Annotated in this window: 15 protein-coding genes; 9 read left to right on the plus strand and 6 right to left on the minus strand. The window is 64.3% G+C overall.

Going from position 1 to position 16,003, the window contains the following annotated elements; all coding sequences use genetic code 11:
- Positions 1–228 carry a hypothetical protein gene (locus HG800_RS17065; protein WP_169977852.1) on the plus strand — a complete coding sequence of 76 codons (228 nt, stop codon included), beginning with the start codon at positions 1–3 and terminating at the stop codon, positions 226–228.
- Entirely contained in the window at positions 206–2,446 is a 2,241-nt protein-coding gene (locus tag HG800_RS17070) for a helicase-associated domain-containing protein (protein ID WP_169977853.1), read from the plus strand. Before HG800_RS17065 ends, HG800_RS17070 begins: the two co-directional genes overlap by 23 nt.
- A gap of 59 nt (positions 2,447–2,505) precedes the next feature.
- Here HG800_RS17070 and HG800_RS27525 read toward each other — a convergent pair whose 3' ends face one another.
- Positions 2,506–3,087 (minus strand): RNA polymerase sigma factor, encoded by a 582-nt coding sequence (locus HG800_RS27525; RefSeq protein WP_169977854.1) that lies wholly within the window; start codon positions 3,085–3,087, stop codon positions 2,506–2,508.
- 409 nt (positions 3,088–3,496) lie between these two features.
- Between HG800_RS27525 and HG800_RS17080 the strand changes: the two genes are divergently transcribed.
- The 3 genes from HG800_RS17080 (at position 3,497) to HG800_RS17090 (ending at position 6,869) form a co-directional block, all read left to right on the plus strand.
- Positions 3,497–3,955 carry a response regulator gene (locus HG800_RS17080; protein ID WP_169977855.1) on the plus strand — a complete coding sequence of 153 codons (459 nt, stop codon included), beginning with the start codon at positions 3,497–3,499 and terminating at the stop codon, positions 3,953–3,955.
- A 153-nt stretch (positions 3,956–4,108) separates the two neighbouring features.
- Entirely contained in the window at positions 4,109–5,350 is a 1,242-nt protein-coding gene (locus tag HG800_RS17085) for an acyltransferase family protein (RefSeq protein ID WP_169977856.1), read from the plus strand.
- A gap of 130 nt (positions 5,351–5,480) precedes the next feature.
- The gene (locus tag HG800_RS17090) at positions 5,481–6,869 is read left to right on the plus strand and encodes a protein tyrosine phosphatase (RefSeq protein ID WP_169977857.1); all 1,389 of its coding nucleotides are present in this window, start codon (positions 5,481–5,483) and stop codon (positions 6,867–6,869) included.
- An 81-nt stretch (positions 6,870–6,950) separates the two neighbouring features.
- Here HG800_RS17090 and HG800_RS17095 read toward each other — a convergent pair whose 3' ends face one another.
- The 3 genes from HG800_RS17095 to HG800_RS17105 form a co-directional block, all read right to left on the minus strand.
- Positions 6,951–7,301, minus strand: coding sequence for an HPF/RaiA family ribosome-associated protein (locus tag HG800_RS17095; protein WP_169977858.1), 351 nt, complete (start codon positions 7,299–7,301; stop codon positions 6,951–6,953).
- A 139-nt stretch (positions 7,302–7,440) separates the two neighbouring features.
- The gene (locus HG800_RS17100; RefSeq protein ID WP_169977859.1) at positions 7,441–8,148 is read right to left on the minus strand and encodes a hypothetical protein; all 708 of its coding nucleotides are present in this window, start codon (positions 8,146–8,148) and stop codon (positions 7,441–7,443) included.
- A 62-nt stretch (positions 8,149–8,210) separates the two neighbouring features.
- Positions 8,211–10,376 carry a polymorphic toxin-type HINT domain-containing protein gene (locus HG800_RS17105; RefSeq protein WP_169977860.1) on the minus strand — a complete coding sequence of 722 codons (2,166 nt, stop codon included), beginning with the start codon at positions 10,374–10,376 and terminating at the stop codon, positions 8,211–8,213.
- 357 nt (positions 10,377–10,733) lie between these two features.
- Between HG800_RS17105 and HG800_RS17110 the strand changes: the two genes are divergently transcribed.
- The 4 genes from HG800_RS17110 to HG800_RS17125 all read left to right on the plus strand — a co-directional run bounded on the left by HG800_RS17110 (position 10,734) and on the right by HG800_RS17125 (position 14,136).
- Positions 10,734–11,288, plus strand: coding sequence for an L-2-amino-thiazoline-4-carboxylic acid hydrolase (locus HG800_RS17110; protein WP_169977861.1), 555 nt, complete (start codon positions 10,734–10,736; stop codon positions 11,286–11,288).
- Between the two features lie 292 nt (positions 11,289–11,580).
- Positions 11,581–12,861: a M24 family metallopeptidase gene (locus tag HG800_RS17115; RefSeq protein WP_169977862.1), complete on the plus strand. Its 1,281-nt coding sequence runs from the start codon at positions 11,581–11,583 to the stop codon at positions 12,859–12,861.
- A gap of 138 nt (positions 12,862–12,999) precedes the next feature.
- Positions 13,000–13,827, plus strand: coding sequence for a site-2 protease family protein (locus tag HG800_RS17120; RefSeq protein ID WP_206352320.1), 828 nt, complete (start codon positions 13,000–13,002; stop codon positions 13,825–13,827).
- 57 nt (positions 13,828–13,884) lie between these two features.
- Positions 13,885–14,136, plus strand: a complete 252-nt coding sequence (locus HG800_RS17125) for a hypothetical protein (protein ID WP_169977863.1) — start codon at positions 13,885–13,887, stop codon at positions 14,134–14,136.
- Positions 14,137–14,155: 19 nt separating this feature from the next.
- On the opposite strand, the gene HG800_RS17130 is transcribed toward HG800_RS17125, so the two are convergent.
- Entirely contained in the window at positions 14,156–15,094 is a 939-nt protein-coding gene (locus HG800_RS17130; protein ID WP_169977864.1) for a metallophosphoesterase family protein, read from the minus strand.
- A gap of 12 nt (positions 15,095–15,106) precedes the next feature.
- Positions 15,107–15,934, minus strand: a complete 828-nt coding sequence (locus HG800_RS17135; protein ID WP_206352321.1) for a hypothetical protein — start codon at positions 15,932–15,934, stop codon at positions 15,107–15,109.
- Between the last annotated feature and the right edge of the window lie 69 nt (positions 15,935–16,003).

Genomic DNA, 16,003 nt, shown 5'->3' on the forward strand with positions numbered 1-16,003 from the left:
ATGCCCCCCTCATCGACTGCCCGAACGCCGATCAAGCTGCATCGCAACGTCGCTCTGATCCGGACCGAGGACCCGCTCGTGGTCGAGGAATTGATGGCTCGCAAGCCCCTGGCTCGCCTGATCGCCGGGAGGCTTTCGGAAACCGTCCTCCTGGTCCGACCGGAAGACGAGGCGACTCTGCTGGAGGAACTGAGGCGCATGGGCCATGCCCCTCGCGTTGTGCGTTGAGATGACTGACCCGACGCTTGACGATGACGGCTTCGACACCGACGACCGCGGGGAACCGTCTCCGCCCTGTTCGTATCGCGCCGCGCTGGCCGGGGCCGCCCCGTTCCGGCTCCGGCTCATCCTGCGAGAGCTCGGACGCGACCCGGGTCGGCGGACCACGGGCCTGGCCGAGGAACTGGCCGATCGGCTGGAGGAGCCGGGGGTCGTGGCTGGTCTGATCAGCGACCTCTCTCCAGTCGAGCGGCAAGGGCTCGGCCTGTTTGCACTGACCGAGACCGCAGCCTGGCCCGCGGTAGGCTTCGGCGAGACCTTGCGGGGGCTTGGCCTCGACCAGCAGCAGGCGATCGAACGACCGATGGCACTGGGTCTGATCGCGCCGATGCCCCCGGCGACTGACCCCGAAGTCCCGCTCTGGCCGCTCGACCCTGATCGGGTGGGGGGGACAAGGCTGGTGGTGCATCCGGCAGTCCTCGAATCGGCCCGAATCACCGAGCCGGAGGGGGAAGGGCCTCCCGTCCTCGACGAACCGGCGCGGCTCGTCAGGGAATCGGATGGCCTGGAGGCGGTCCTCCGACTGGCGGCCCTCTGGCAGCTTGCCGACACCAGCCCCTTGAAGCGCACGCGACAAGGAGGACTCTACAAGCGCGATCGCCAACGGCTCGACGAAGACCCAGCGCTGGCCGGTCCGATTGCCGACGTGCTCCACCCTCTCGACGACCACGTCTCGGTCTGGCTGAGTCTCGCTCGGTCGATCGGCCTGCTGATCGACGAGCCGGAAAGTGATCGGATTGTCGCGGCTCCAGCGTCGATCTGGGCAGAACATGGGGTCCACTTGCCGCAGATGATCGCCGCCCGATGGCTTGGCGGAGTGGACCTGACCGACGGAGGGGACGATCCGGGATCAACCCTCGCCCTGCGTCCGGTCTCCTTGCTCTGGCTGGCGAGCCTTAAGGAAGAGGCATGGGTGAGTCTGGACGATCTGGCTACCTGGCTCTCGGTTCGGATGCGAGCCCCGACTCTCCCGGCACTAAGCGGAAAGGCGGAGCGTCGCCGAGGTCGATCGGCCGATGAAACGCCCTCGGGCGATCCAATGACCGACGTCTTGCGATCAACCTTGCTCGGACCAGCCTATCTGCTCGGCCTGGTTCGGGTCGGCGAGGCAGGACCGAGCCGAGCCCCGGCGATGCAACTCACCGAACGGGGACGCTATGTGCTGGGGCTGGGTCCGCCTCCGCCACCGCCGCCTCGAATCGAGCAATTCTTGTTCGTGCAACCGAACTTCGAGATTGTTGCCTATCGCCAGGGGCTCAATCCGGCTTTGATCGGTCGTCTGAGTCGGTTCGCCAGGTGGTCGCAGCTGGGGTCAGCCCTCACGCTTCGGCTCAACTCCGACGCGATCGACCGCGGCCTGGCCTCGGGGCTTTCGGTCGATCAGATCCGAGACTGGCTGACCCGGCACGGCGTCCGCCCGTTGCCCGACGGCGTAGCCGGAGCGATTGCCTCGTGGGCCGGTCGACGCGATCGCTTGACGTACTATGCCTCAGCCACCTTGATCGAGTTTTCCAGCGCCGAGGAGTTGGAAAACGCCCTGGCCGAATGGGCCGAAGGAACCGCTCCGCCACCGGTCCGGGTGGCCGATCGGGTCTTGCTGGTCGAGGACGAGGGTGCGATCCCGTTTCGTCGCTTTCAGCTTGCCGGAGCGAGAGATTATCGCAAGCCTCCCGAGTCCTGCGTGGAGGTCGGCCCCGACGGGATTACTCTCTCGGCCGATCCGGCGCGGGGGGATCTGTTCATTGAGGCCGAGCTGTCGCGTTTTGCCGACCCGGTACCGAACGACAGTGCGGAAACGACCTTGCGCCGACGCTATGTCGTCTCACCTGCATCGCTCCGACGAGGGTCGCACGAGGGGATGACCCTGACCGGCCTGGCCCAATGGTATACCTACCGGACCGGCGCGCCGATGCCGCCCGTCGTCCGATGGCTCGCGAGCATCGTGCGTTTCGAAGGGGCTCAGGCGGCGGATGCCGTTCGGGCCGGACGTCCCTTGATCGTCCGAACGGAACGTTCGGAGGTGCTCGACGGATTGCTCCAGCATCCCGACACCCGGACGTTATTCGGCGATCGCCTTGGGCCGACAGCCGCGATCGTGAAATCAGGGGATCCGGAGCGGCTGCAAAAGGCCCTGACGATGCTGGGCGTGAGCCTGCTTTTGGAGTGAATCGTGACGCTCAGGCAGGTAAGGGCCAGCACGGCACGATGGCTCGGCTCGAACACCTGTCAGCGAGAGCGTTCCTCGGCGGCTTCGCGGAGCTTTCGGCGAGCGGTGGCGAGGATCGGGCCGACGGAATTCTCGGGGATGCCAAGCTGCTTCCCAATCTGGCGGTAATTGAGGGACGAGAGGTGATAGAGACGCACCACCTCGGCCTCACGTCCGGAAAGTTGGCGAAGCATGACCTCGACTTCTTCGGCCGAGGCGATCGGTTCGGACAGGTCCTCCTCGTCCTCGGCCATGACAACCGCTCGATGGGCGCGGGCATGTCCGAGTGAGGCCTCTCGCTGCCGCTTGACCAGTTCCTTGATGCAGATCCGTCGGGTGATGACCGTCAGGTAGGTCGGCAGTGAACTTTGCCCCTTGAAGCGCCGGAGAATGGCGTAATCGTCATCAATGAGCCGCAGCATGATCTCGGCGCAGAGGTCTTCGACGTCGGCGGCCGAGAGGGTCACACTTCGGGCGTAGGCGACATGGTTGATGACATGATAAATCAGGCCCATGTAACGATCGACGAACTCGATCCAGGAACCGGGCTCGTGCTTCAGGCAGCGATCGAGAAGCTGGCGGTCGAAGTCGCGGAGGGGCACGTCCAGACCTCCCAGGAGAGACGATCGATCGTCGAAGGTCCGCGGACCGTCCCGATTGCAAGCCAAGCCCCAAGGAAAAGGGAATGCCGAGCGGGTGGTCTTTGGAATCGAGGAACACGAAGCGGGCGGAACGTGATTTCCGAAGGAGTCGGGCAGGACCGGGATTTCCCGGACGATCCTCGACCTCGGTGAATCACCACGCGCAACAGTGCACAGAAGAAGTCTTACACCAGGATTGCCCTCGGGCAAGGGCCGCCGTTCGGGTTGATGGAGAGGAATCGAGGGGATGCGACCGGTCGGCGGAAGCAGGATTCCTGAGAATCGTCGGAATTGGTAAACTCGGGGCGACAGAATGGGATCCGACTCGACGGATCGTTCCGATGATCGTGGAAGCAGGGCAGACCCACGCATGGACACTTCCTCGGATCGGCCGGTGATCCTCATCGCCGACGATCACCCGCAGAACGTCGAGCTGCTGGAAGCCTATCTGGCCGGGCTCGATTGTGACATCCTGACGGCCTCGGACGGCGAGGAAACACTGAAGGTCGTCGCTGAGCACAAGCCGGATCTCGTCCTGCTCGACGTGATGATGCCCCGCGTCTCGGGCTTTGAGGTCTGCCGGACCATCCGATCCGACCCGGAAACGAGCAACACCCTGATCCTCATCGTCACAGCTCTGAACGAAGCGTCTGACTTCGAGCGCGGCGTTCAGGCCGGGACCGACGACTTCCTGACCAAGCCGGTCAACAAGGTCGAGCTGCTCTGCCGGGTCAGGAGCCTCTTGCGCGTGAGGCACCTGAAGAATCAGCTCGACCGCACTCTGGCCTACCTGGCCGATGTCGAAACGAGCAGCCGGGATCAGGACTGACTCCGAACCACCACGGCGACGCGGGTCTGAAGGCTGAATTCGGCTGATGATCCGCAGGAACGCGCCGCGGCGAGGCAATCGGGACGGTAGGATATCTGGGTCAGATCAAAACGTCTTCCCCCGAGGCCGCCCCCCCGGATCGGTTCTTCTTCCATGATGGATCTGCCTCCGCTGCAGCGGAATCCGCGCTATACGCTCCTCGATGTGTTTCGGGGGGTGGCCTGTCTGATGGTCGTGATCCATCACGCGGGGTTCGTGCTCTTGCCGGGAGAGGCTCCGGAGTCGGGGGCATTTGCCGGGTTGGGGCGTACAATCAACACGGTGCTCCGGCATTTCGACCTGGGCGTGCCGCTGTTCTTCGTCATCAGCGGCTATTGTATCGCGGCGAGCGTGGACGCGATGAGACGGCGGGGAACGTCGCCGCTGCGGTTCGTCGGACGTCGGCTCTGGCGGATCTATCCGCCGTACTGGGCGGCGGTCGCCTGGTTCGTGCTGGTGGCGATCACGTTTCAACGGCTGGGCCTGGAGCGGTTGCTCTGCTGCCACTCGCCTTACGGCCTGGAGATGAACCTGCCGCAGGAGATGAACCGACTCCAGTGGCTCGGCAACCTGACGCTCACCGAGACGTGGCGGCCGCTGGTCACGGGGGGGTCGCCCTTGATCTTCACGAGAGTCGCCTGGTCGCTCTGCTACGAGGAGCAGTTCTACTTCCTCTGCTTCCTGATGCTCATGCTCGCCTCGAAGCGGCTCTATGCGGCGATGGGGTGGACGACGGTGGTGATCGTTCTGATCCGGGTCGTGGCAGCGGATGTGGGGATGATCCACCGGTTGAGCGGGACGTTCTTCGACCTCTGGCACCAGTTCGCCATCGGCCTCGCGGTCTACTGGCGGTTGAACGTGCCGTCGGAATCCTGGAAGCGCCGAGCGGTGGAACTGGGACTGCTGGGCACGGCGTTGATCGGTTTTCAAGAGCGGATGGTCAATACGCCGGTGGCCTATTCGACTGGAGTCACGGCTGTCTTCGGGCTCCTGCTGATTGCGCTCCGAGATTCGGACGATCGCATTTGCGGGTGGTGGTGGATCGTGCCGCTCAGGGAGGTCGGCCGGCGGAGTTACAGCGTCTACCTGTACCACCTGCCGGTCACAACGGTCGGCACGTTCGGCCTCTATGAGCTGGGGATTACCGGGTTCTGGGAGCGGGTGTTCGTGACGATCCCGGTCGTCTCGATCACGGCGGTAGGGATCAGCCTCGGGTTCTTTTCCTTGATCGAGAGGCACTTCCTGAACCCGCCGATCGTCGGCCCAGGCAAGGCAAGTCCCGAGTGCCGAATGCCACTGGCTGGAGAGACGTCCTCCCCTGCCCCGGCGGCCTCTGAGGAGGTTCGGCCGGAGTGATTGCCTTGAGAATTGGGGTTTGCCCGATCGCTTCGGGACCGTACAACGGTTGATCAGTCGTCCCTGATTGATGCCATCGGGACTCGCTGCACCGTGTGTTCATCCCGCTCGCGTTCAAGGAGGATCGCAAATGCGACCGAGCCCAGAATCCCCGAGGGCCCGGATCATCCGGAACCATTGGCCCTGGACGGTCCTGGCCCTGGCCCTCATCCCGGCGATCGGCTATCTCGTCGTGTTCCCGAGCGGCATTGACCGTGAATTTCCCGAAGTCGTGCGGCCGACCTTCAGCGCCTATCCTCCGGCGGCGTATCGCGTGGCCGAACCAGGAGATACGCTCGACCGGGTCGCCATGTACCTCACTTCGGCCGCGGTGGTGCTGTCGGCCTTCGGCGTGCTTCGACGACGCGAACACGGGCCGGGCAGCTCGCTCTGGATCGCGGCGCTGGGCGTTTCGCTCGTGAGCTTCTGGAGCGTGACGAACCCCTGGCCGACGTTCGACGGCTGGCATGGTCTGGGCTGGCGGGTCGTGTTCGATTCGGCAGCGCCGGTAGAGCTGCGCGGGGTGATTGCCGGGGCGGGCCTAGGTCTCCTCGGGTTAATCGCGGTCGGGCTCAGGGGCGTTGATCGGGCCTGGCCGCTCCTGGTGCTTCGGGCGAAGCGGTCGGGAGTCTTGCCGATGCTCGTCGTGGCCGCAGTGCTCGCCGGCGTGCGAGCCCTGGAATGGCCTGCGATCGAGCCGAGAGGATTCTGGACCCGGTGGGCGGCGATTGGCGCGAGCTGGCTCTGGCTGGCGACCTTGATCCGCGCGATGCCGCCGGTGCCAACCCCTCGACTGGCTCGGATCGGCACACGCCTGGGGATCGCCGGTGGGACGGTCGGCCTGATCGTCGTCGGATTGTGGGTGTTCTGGTATCACCGGCCTCTGGATCGCCTTCGAGCGATCGAGCCTGGCAAGATCTACATCAGCGCGATGCCGCACGGCCGAGGGCTGGAACTGGCCCATCAGCGGCACAAGTTCAAAACTATCATCAACCTGTTCCAGGAAGACTTGCCCGGCCTGCGGAGCCCGCACCTCGACGCCGAAATCGCCTTCGCCCAGACGCACGACATCCACTTTATCCGAAGCCCGGTGGAAGCGAGCAAGGCCGAGGCCTTTATGGACGAAACCCTTCGCCTGGCGACCGATCCCGAGGCCTGGCCGATCTTGCTGCACTGCCACGCCTGCATGGACCGCACCCCGGCGTGGTGGGGGATTTACCAGTTCGTGGTGCAACAACGGCCGTTGATCGAGTCGATGCAGGCGATCGAACAGCACCGAGGCTCCCGGCCGAAAGGCTCGGTGACGTTGCTCTACAACCGCGTCCTGGCCCGACTGGCCCCGGATCGCTTCCGAACTGACCCGACCTCGACCGTGCTCCAGCGCAACGCCCGGGGAACGCCCGATCCCTTTGAGATTCAGCTCGAACGCGAACGTCAGCTCGCCCGGGAGGGTCGAGAGTCGGCTCCGAAAACCCGTTGAGCCGACTCGCGTCAATCTCCGGCTGACTCACGGGGGGGCTCAACAGCCCCCCCTCTTCGCGAGCGAATCACAAGGGGTTTCTCAGATCTGCTGATCGCCGCCGAACGATGTGCGGCCCTTCACGTGGCCGAGTCGTCCGGTGGTGCTGTCGAGCGAGCGCTCCAGCTTTTTGAGGGCTCCGGAAACGGCGTCGTCCACATTGGTCGACTGATCGGTCACGGCCATCGGCTGCAACCCCGCGAGCCGGGCTTCGATGGTGCACTTGATGTCGATCCCCGACTTGGTCGAGCCGTTGACGTCGCTGATGTGGACCTCGACGCGGGTAATCTGATCGCCGAACCGACCGAGCGAATCTTCGACCTCGGCTCGGATGCGATCGGCGAGGTCGGAGGACCCGTGGACGTGATTATTTGTGTTCAGCTGGACATGCATGACCATCTCCTCTTGAGTCGGGCGGTTCTCGGGAGCCCGACAACCCGGGAAAAGTGAAGCGAACAGGGGCGGCCGACGGTCCCTCCTCGGTGTCGAGTCGAGACGAGTCCGCCGAGGCCCATCACCACGAGAGAAACGCTTAGCGATCCGCGTGCCGCAATGAAGTGGACAGCAAAATCGACATTTCTAGCCGCTGAATCCGACCCAGAACGGTGGCCGAGGGGGAACCTTGGGGGGCCGCCGTAGAGGAGTCGATGAAGGCGAAGGGATCCCAGCCGTCGCGAAGCAATCGAGCGGTCAGAGCGTCATCGCCATGATCGCGGAGGATCGGCCGGGCCGCCTCGGCAAGCGTCACGAAGTCGGGATGGCGGCCAACGCGGCGAAACCAGTACGACGCATTACCGGGGTCGGGCTCGCGCCGATGGGCGATGCCGTGCCAGTAGAGCGAACTGGTGCGCTCGCCGCGATCATCGGCTTCCTGGGAGGCATGATGACTGGCCTCCCAGGCGTCGAGAATTTGCAAGAGCCCGCCGGCCAGGGCGAGCAGGCTCGGGCGATCGGCGTCTGGGAACAGGGCCACGAGGTTCTGTTCCGAGACGGCCTCGGCCAGCTTCGGACGGCGAGGACGAGCGTGAACGAGGGGGGGGCCGTCGTCTTCTCCCGAGCCGAGCCCCGCCGCGGCGATTGCCACGACGAGGTCGCTCGCGCGCAGGCCCAGGGCCCGGCGGACAGCTTCGGCATTCTCTCCGGCTTCGAGCCGATCAACGGCCTCGGCGACCGCGACCTCGGTGCCGAGCAAGACCGAGCGGTCTCCCCGGGCTTCGACGCGATCCAGAATCCCTGGCATGGCGGCAACCTCCTCCTCTTGCTCCTGGATCTTCGCGGGGAGGAGGGCCGCTGTCAATTGATTCAGCCTCCCGAGTCGGCTTCAGGAGCCTTAAGCGAGGTCAGCTCCGCCAGATCGGGCACGGCGTCGAAGGGTTCGAGGGTCGTCGAGGGGAGCGAGTTGTCGTGCACCAGGGCCCCCAGGTCGCCGACGAAGAAGCTCCTCGAATCGGCCACGCTGAGGTTGAACACCGGTTGGACCTGGCCGTCGGTGATCGCTTCGACCCGGGCCGTGCGCCCGAGCGCCCGGACCACATCGCCCACCTTCAGGTCCCGCGCCATCACCCAACCCCGGCCGGCGATCCAGAAGCGGTGGAATTCACTGGAGACGATGGTTTCGCCCTCAAGCCGGACCTCGAAGGTCTTGCTCGGCGGGTTGTGGTGCGTGGCAACGATCGGGCGATAGGAAAGGGCGCCGGTGGTCGTGTCCTGGCTGAGGACGAGGTCGCCGACCTGCAGGTCCTCAATGGGCCGGGGGCCGCGATCAGTATGGACCGGGGTACCTCGGCCGAAGCAGCTATGGATAAACTGTTCTCTGAGCAGAGTCTGATCGAAGATGCCGACCGGGACCGGCCGCGGCTGGACGGTGACCACATCGGTAAAGGTTGACCCTCCGCCGGCGTTCTGTGGCATGACCTGCCGCAGGCCGATCTGATTGACCCACCAGGCTTTCCAGGCTTCGGGTTCCTCCCCATACTCGAGTCCCGTGGCTTCCTTGAGCACGGGCAAGACCATTGCATTGACGAATCGAATCGGCGCGTTGTGGGCCTCGATGGCGGCGACGTCTCGTCGAAGATGTTCGTCAACGATTGCCGCGGCACGCTGAGATTCCAGGAGGATCTGGCCGACCGGAATTTCGAGCGTCCTGATCCCAGTGAACCGTGTCACCAGATTCGGACCCCGCTCGCCCCGGGTCCGATCAATCGTGCGGGGCAAGCCCTGCTGGAATCCATCAATGACGAGGTTCGCGGAGCGCTCGTCGACCCCCGCAGCTGAAATCCGGTCGATCAGTTGGCGACGCTGATCAGGGTTGAGTTGTGCGGGCTGGTTGTCGAGAAACGATCCCCAGAAGCTTTCCTGGGTGATCCAGGAGCGTTGGACGACCGGCAATCCATCCGGGCCCACGACGAACTGATCCCCTGGCATCATCGGCAGCATCGGAGGCGGAGGCGCGGCATAAAGCCTCCGATAGTTGTAACGCTCGCCCGCAACATACAACTCGCCCGGTGATCCTGGGCCGCCCACGGGAACAACGCTGTACTGGATCGGCTTGCGAATCATCGCGATCAGCGCATCGGCCCATTCGCGAGCATCGCGGCGCTTAAGCGTCTCGGTTGCCAGGCGGCGGACCTCGGCATTGTCACTCCAAACAGCCAGAAACGCGAGGGCCCGAGACGCCTCTCGGGCATCGATCTGGCCGAGGACCTGCACCGCGGCCGGTTGGTCGGCGCGGGGGCCGGCGACGAGCACCGACCAGACCGCCGGGACAAGTAACGGGTGATCAACCGCGCCGAGGGCGGTAATCGCCTCGCCGCGGCGGGCGGGGTCGGCGAGCATCGCGGCCCATTGCTCCAGGCGAGGTCGCCACTCGGCCTCGACCGCGGCCCGGGCAGCGGCCTCGGCCTCGGTGACGGCGAACTGATCGGGGGTCATCCAGCGGCCATGCTTCTGTGCATAGCCGAGGCGTTTCCAGGCGGCCTCTCGCTTCGGATTGAGCCGAGTGACGGCGGTGAAATGTGCCGTGGCCTCATCGCGGAGCCCCTTCTGCTCGCACCAGAGGGCCAGCTTCCAGTGGGCGTCGGCGGTCGGTTCGAGGCGGGAGCGGCGGCCTTCGTACTCCTCGCGGAGGGCGGCCTGCTCGGGATCAGGAGCAAAGCGGCGGGGGACGTCCCCCGGCCGGACCCAGGACTCACCGAGCCGCACACGGCCCATCAAGGCCCGAGCAGCGGCATGGTTGGGGTCAATCAGGACGGCCAGGGCGAGGTGGTGCCTCGCTTCGCCGAGCCTGCCCTGAGCCTCGCACCAGAGGGCAAGTTGGAGTTGGGCGTCTGCATCGCGGCCGGCAGCCTCGGCGGCGGCTCGGTACGCAGACTCCTCGGGTGCAGGATCAGGCGTATCGGGAACCCCGGTTGCGAGGCTTAGACCAAGCGAAACGATCCAGACCGGGCCAATCGTCGACGGGCAGCACATGGCGGGCCTCCTCCGGTTGGGCATGACCATCGGCCGATCCAGGCCGACATCGGGTCGCGGTGACACGATTCGTTTGAGGATCTAGACGAATGACGACCCGGAAACGTTCACTGGCATGGACAAAACTCACCCATACCCGATCGCTGGACGTCCCATCCCTCTCCGGGCAATCAGAGCGTGCATGCACGCTTCTGTCAAGCGAATTCTGGAACGCGCTTAATCGTGCAATTGTCCGTGGTGAGGTGTTCTCGGAAGACGACATTTCCGGGAAGCGGTGGGGTTCTGGCGGGCGGAAAGGGCTAAACTTCTAGGGAGAGACGAAAACCGACTTCGGAGCCCCGACGAGAGGACGAGGACATGGATGAACATCCACCGCCGTCTCGACGCGTCACGCTACTGGAACAGCGGGAGATTGAGGCGAAGATTGTCGCGCCGCTGATCAATGCCGTGCGGGAGGAGCTGGGAGAGGAGCGGACGATCGCCCTGTTGCGCCGGGTGGTCGAGGGACTGGCGCGGGAATCGGGTGCGGAGTTGGCGCGTTCGGGAGTCGCGGAGGGCCTGCTCGGCTTCGCCCGCACGCTCGATCGCTGGACCGAAGGGGGTGCGCTGGAGATCGACCTGCTGGAGCAATCGGCCGATCGGCTCGACTTCAACGTGACCCGATGCCGATACGCCGAGATGTACCATCGGTTGGGTCTCGGCGTGCTGGGAGCCAGCCTTTCCTGTTGTCGGGATGGGGCCCTCGCCTCCGGCTTTGATTCAGAGATCGAGTTAACCCGATCCCAGACGATCCTGGAGGGGGCGCCGTTTTGCGACTTTCGCTTCCGAAAGCGGACGGCAGCCGCCCCGACCCAGGATGCATCGCCGCCGACGCCAGAATCTTGCAATTTTGAAGACGGCGCGGAACCATAGGCCCAATCCAGCGTCCGATGTGATTAGCGGCCTCGATCACTACGCGGACCTGCTCCCGTCTCTCGGATCATCACCAGCGACGAGCGATTCACAAAGACCTGGCCATGTGTCAACAACGGGTGCCGAAGCTCAACGACTCAACACACTCACCCATCCGTTTCCGGTTTCTACATCCATGTGCGCGACTGGCCCGAGTTCTGCGTGCCCATACCGACCGGACCCCCGGAATCATCTGGGGAACCCCTTGATGCGATCACGTCACGTGTGATCGACCAGAGGAGGAGGAGCGGCCATGTCTACCGAAATTCGGGTCGGAGACGTCTACTTCAGCCTTGGCGACGATGACGGAAACCCGAGCAGCGGCGAGATTGCGACCGAACGCCGGGTTCTGGAAACGGCTGAGGACCATCCCCACACCGAGACGCTTCCCGTGCTGGCCGATCCGGCGGCCGACCATCTCGATCCGGAGTTGATGCAGCGCCGGGCCGATGTGGACGAGAAGCACCAGCGTGTGGTCGAGTTCCTGGAACGCAACGGCTACGATGCCGCCGTTCTGGGGCGGGCCGAATCGGTGTCTTGGTTCACGGCCGGGGGAGAGCTTCGGCAACAGCTGGGATCGTCGGAACGGGCCTCGGCAGTGGTGTTCGTCAACCGGCAGTCGCGGGCCATCTTGACCGACAACGTGCAGAGCCCCCGAATCTTTGAAGAGGAGGTGGCCGGACTTGGTTTCCACCTTAAGGAACGCCCCTGGCATGAACCGGTTGAGGCGAACGTGGCGGCCCTGAGCCGGAGCAAGAAGGTTGTCACAGATGCACACGGCCTGGGGCTCGCGCTCGACCAGGAAGGGCTCGGCGAGCTTCGCCTGACCCTGACGAAGCTGGAACGACAGCGCCTCCGTGAGCTGGGGCGGACGATGACCCTCTGTGTTGAGGCGACCTGCCGGAACTTCCATCCCGGGGAGACCGAGGCGGACCTGGCCGGCCACCTCGCCCATCGGATGCTCCGCGAAGGGGTCACGCCGGTGGATCTCTGCGTGGCCGGTGACGACCGGGCAAGGCGCTACCGCCAGCCGATGTTCAAGTCGGTACCGATCGAGCGGATGGCCACCATCACGGCAATTGGCCGTCGGCATGGCCTGTGCGCGGCCGTGACCCGGATCGTTTCGTTCGGTCCCGTCCCAAAACCTGTGCAGGAGGCGCTTGCGGTTGCCGCGATGGTGGATGCCACGGCGATCTACTTCTCCCGGCCTGGTCAGACCGTGGCCGACGTTTTCCGTCGGGTCCGGCGCATTTACGAAAAGTTTGGGTACCCGCACGAGTGGACGCTGGCCACGCAAGGTGCGATCATCGGCTATCACCCGGTCGAGCGCCCTTTATTGCCCGAAACTTCGTTCCCGTTGCGATCGCATCTGCCCGTGCGATGGACGCCAAGCATCGGCCCAGCCCGGTCGGAAGATACGATTGTCGTGGATGAACGAGGATTCGAGGTCGTGACCGAAGCCCAACGCTGGCCGAAACTTGAGGTCGTGGTCAAGGGCTTCCCCCTGCCTCGCCCCGGTATCCTGGAACGATGAGCCAAGCCGCAGGTGGTTGCCCTGAGTTACAGCGTAAATCCCCTGACCTATCTTCAGAACCGATTGAAGATGAACTTCCCGAGATGATCGAGCGTGCCTAGAATGAACAGGAGTTTTCTGGGTGCGAAGGGTTTATCGATGATCCGATTGGCGTGGAAGATCGGCCGGGTTGCAGGAATCGATCTGTATCTGCATGCCACGTTCCTGCTGATGATGGCCGTTCTGGTTGTCTTCAGTCAGGGTCTCGGAGCAGTGCTGGTCGTCTCGGCGCTGTTCGGATGCGTCGTGCTGCATGAGTTGGGCCATGCGTTGATGGCGCGCCGGTACGGGATTCCGACCGAAGACATCACGCTCTATCCGATCGGCGGGGTGGCCCGCTTGCATCGGATGCCCCGCGCTCCCGGAGCCGAGTTGTTGATCGCACTGGCGGGTCCGGCCGTCAACGTGGTGCTGGCCTTGATGCTGCTGGCGATGGGAGGGCTGCTGGGCATGCTCGCGCCCGGCCTGGCCGCCGGGTCGATCGGAGCGTTACTGGCAGATCTGTTGATGGTCAATGCGATCCTGGCCGGGTTCAACCTGATCCCGATCTTTCCGATGGACGGCGGCCGGGTGCTCCGCGCCTTACTGAGCAGTCAGATTGGGCGGCTGCGAGCGACCGAGATCGCCGCGGCGATTGGTCAAGGCCTCGCCATCTTCGCCGGGATCGGCTGTCTGGTGGCGATGGTTGTGACCGGCTCTCCGATCCTGCTCATGCAGGTCGTGCTGGCGGCGTTTATTTTCCTCGCGGCCCGGTCCGAGCTGGGTCAGGTCCGGGCCGAGGAGCAGCGACTGCGGGCCAACGATGCTCCGGCCGGCTACTCCTGGATTTACCGAGGCAAAGGGGTCTGGCAACTCGCTCCGGTGATCGTGATCGAAGACCCTGATCCCTTGGCCTTCCGAAACCCCCGTCCCTGGGTCCGCTCGTAAGGTCCGGTCCGACAGGAGTGGGTTGGGACTCCGAAGCCATTCGGAAGGTATTGCCCCATGAACCCCAAGGCGAGCCCCGAACGACCGGTTTCGATTGTCGAGCTCGGTGTGGCTGAGGCTTATGACCTGCTGGTCAACCGCTTCGGGGTGCAGGATCTCCCCCCGCTCGAAGCAATCGAAAACGAGGATTGGGGCAGAGACTCCTTGCTCTCCCGATTCCTCGAGCTTTCCCCTCCCGACCTCGCCGCTGCCGGCTTGACCTGGGACGAAGCTCCGTCTGACCACCCAGCCCTGGACGAGCCGACTTAATCCTCAGGGATAACCTGACTTACTGGGAACCGGGGAGTTGTTTCGCTCGCCATGCGTAATCCGACTGGCGACGAAAACCATCGACGCGGATCGTTCCGTCGTCGAGCAGGTCCACCACCGCGTAGCCGTTCTGGTCGGCCCCGGACCCCTCGACCATCGCCACCAGCGTGCAATAGGGGATGCCGCCCATCTCCCGAAGGTCGTTCTGGTGGCTGTGCCCCTGGAAGACCGCCCGGACCTTGCCGGAGGCTTCGAGAATGTCTCGGACCACTTCCGCATTCCGTACCCCGTGCGGGCCGGGATCATCGAGGCGCTGATGGGCAAAAATGATCGTCGGAAACGCGGTCGCGGCGAGGTCGTCGCGAAGCCAATCCAGCTCGAAGGCGGGGACATTCGCATCGGTCCAGACCGAGTTCTTCCGGCCGTACGGCTCGCCGTCGCTTCGGAAGCAGGAGTCGAGCCAGACGAAGTGAAATCCGCCTGCGTCAAACGAGTCGAATGAACGCTCCTGACCGACCCGGCCAAGAAACTCTTCCTTGGTCAAGGTATCGACACAGTGGTTCCCGAGCACATAAACCCGACGCTCGGCGATCTTCGAGAACGCCTGATCAATCCGGTCAAGATAACTCAGCTCGACCTCGACCGATTCGGCCGCATCAATCAGGTCGCCCAGCTCGACGAGGAAGTCGAGTGACGCTTCCTGGAACCGTTCGGACGCCTCGGCCAGTTTTGTTGGGGTTTCGCGGTAGTGTCTCGAACCGGCGGGTGGCTTGTCGGCGTAGTGCAGGTCGGTGATCAGGCCGAAGCGAAGCACGGAGCGATCGTCGAGCGATCGACCCGGCAAGGTTGAGGCAGCCGCGATGGTGCTTTTGGTCATGCTCGCCGCTCCCAGCAGCAAGACCCCTTGGCCGAGAAAGGCACGACGCCCGATCCATTTCGGCAACGGGTGGTGGCTCATGGGTGTGGTGCCTCAGCGATTGGGGGTGTCGAGGGGTCGTAAACCCGTCGCGTCGTCGACCTCGGCCAGATGCACGACTCCGAGGTGATTGCCCTCCTCGTCTCGAGGACCCGAGGCGACCAAGACGCGGCCGTGACCAATGCCGACGATCCCCAGGGCTGCGTCGAAATTCCAGCGCCCAACAATCCGGAAGTTTCGATCGGTCTTCAGCAACTCCGGCGGCGATCCATAGCAGCCGAACCACCAGTGGCCGTCGACAAACGCTGCCGTCTGAATGCCAAGGCGTGTGTATCCGGACGGCAAGACGATCCGTCGTCGAAAGGCGAGCGATTCGTCATATTCGTAGAGGTAATTTTCCTCGATCCCTTCCGGCAAGCCCCCGACAACGAGGAAGGTGCCGTTCTGGTAGGCGATTCCCCCCGCCCCGTGGACCAGTTCGGGAACCTCGATCCGACCGAGTTCGTCGAGCGTTTCGGCGTCGTAGACGTAGATCCACGACTCAGCCTCACCGGCCGGCTGGTTGAAGGCGCCAAGGTTCACGGCCACGTAAATCTTGCCGTCGTGGTGGCAGAGATCGCCGTGATGATCGGCCACCGGCAGACGACGAATCACCTTGCCGCTGAGATCAGTTTTGACCAGATCGACAGTGAACGACCAGTAGAGGGCGTCTCGATCATTCGTGCAGACCCCCTGAAGGTGCTTCGAATAGGCACCTTCGCAGGCAATTGTCGCCGGAAGATGGGCGAAGGGGTCGGCCTCCTGGGCCTCGGAAATGACAGGGGGCAGTAGCCCGGCAAGCGCCACGCCGAGCAGGGCGAAGCCAAGAGAACGGTCGATCACGGGAACACCCTGGGTACGTCGGTCGAATCGAACGGCAATCGAACGCGGAAATCGGGACGCCGAGGCGGT

Source organism: Tautonia rosea (genome assembly GCF_012958305.1).
GTDB lineage: Bacteria > Planctomycetota > Planctomycetia > Isosphaerales > Isosphaeraceae > Tautonia > Tautonia rosea.

What these genes read in the sequence shown, in the direction of transcription:
- HG800_RS17065 (WP_169977852.1), top strand. Translation starts at nt 1, where the DNA reads ATGCCCCCCTCATCGACTGCCCGAACGCCGATCAAGCTGCATCGCAAC.
- HG800_RS17070 (WP_169977853.1), top strand. Translation starts at nt 206, where the DNA reads ATGCCCCTCGCGTTGTGCGTTGAGATGACTGACCCGACGCTTGACGAT.
- HG800_RS17080 (WP_169977855.1), top strand. Translation starts at nt 3,497, where the DNA reads ATGGACACTTCCTCGGATCGGCCGGTGATCCTCATCGCCGACGATCAC.
- HG800_RS17085 (WP_169977856.1), top strand. Translation starts at nt 4,109, where the DNA reads ATGATGGATCTGCCTCCGCTGCAGCGGAATCCGCGCTATACGCTCCTC.
- HG800_RS17090 (WP_169977857.1), top strand. Translation starts at nt 5,481, where the DNA reads ATGCGACCGAGCCCAGAATCCCCGAGGGCCCGGATCATCCGGAACCAT.
- HG800_RS17095 (WP_169977858.1), bottom strand. Translation starts at nt 7,301, where the DNA reads ATGCATGTCCAGCTGAACACAAATAATCACGTCCACGGGTCCTCCGAC.
- HG800_RS17100 (WP_169977859.1), bottom strand. Translation starts at nt 8,148, where the DNA reads ATGCCAGGGATTCTGGATCGCGTCGAAGCCCGGGGAGACCGCTCGGTC.
- HG800_RS17105 (WP_169977860.1), bottom strand. Translation starts at nt 10,376, where the DNA reads ATGTGCTGCCCGTCGACGATTGGCCCGGTCTGGATCGTTTCGCTTGGT.
- HG800_RS17110 (WP_169977861.1), top strand. Translation starts at nt 10,734, where the DNA reads ATGGATGAACATCCACCGCCGTCTCGACGCGTCACGCTACTGGAACAG.
- HG800_RS17115 (WP_169977862.1), top strand. Translation starts at nt 11,581, where the DNA reads ATGTCTACCGAAATTCGGGTCGGAGACGTCTACTTCAGCCTTGGCGAC.
- HG800_RS17120 (WP_206352320.1), top strand. Translation starts at nt 13,000, where the DNA reads ATGATCCGATTGGCGTGGAAGATCGGCCGGGTTGCAGGAATCGATCTG.
- HG800_RS17125 (WP_169977863.1), top strand. Translation starts at nt 13,885, where the DNA reads ATGAACCCCAAGGCGAGCCCCGAACGACCGGTTTCGATTGTCGAGCTC.
- HG800_RS17130 (WP_169977864.1), bottom strand. Translation starts at nt 15,094, where the DNA reads ATGAGCCACCACCCGTTGCCGAAATGGATCGGGCGTCGTGCCTTTCTC.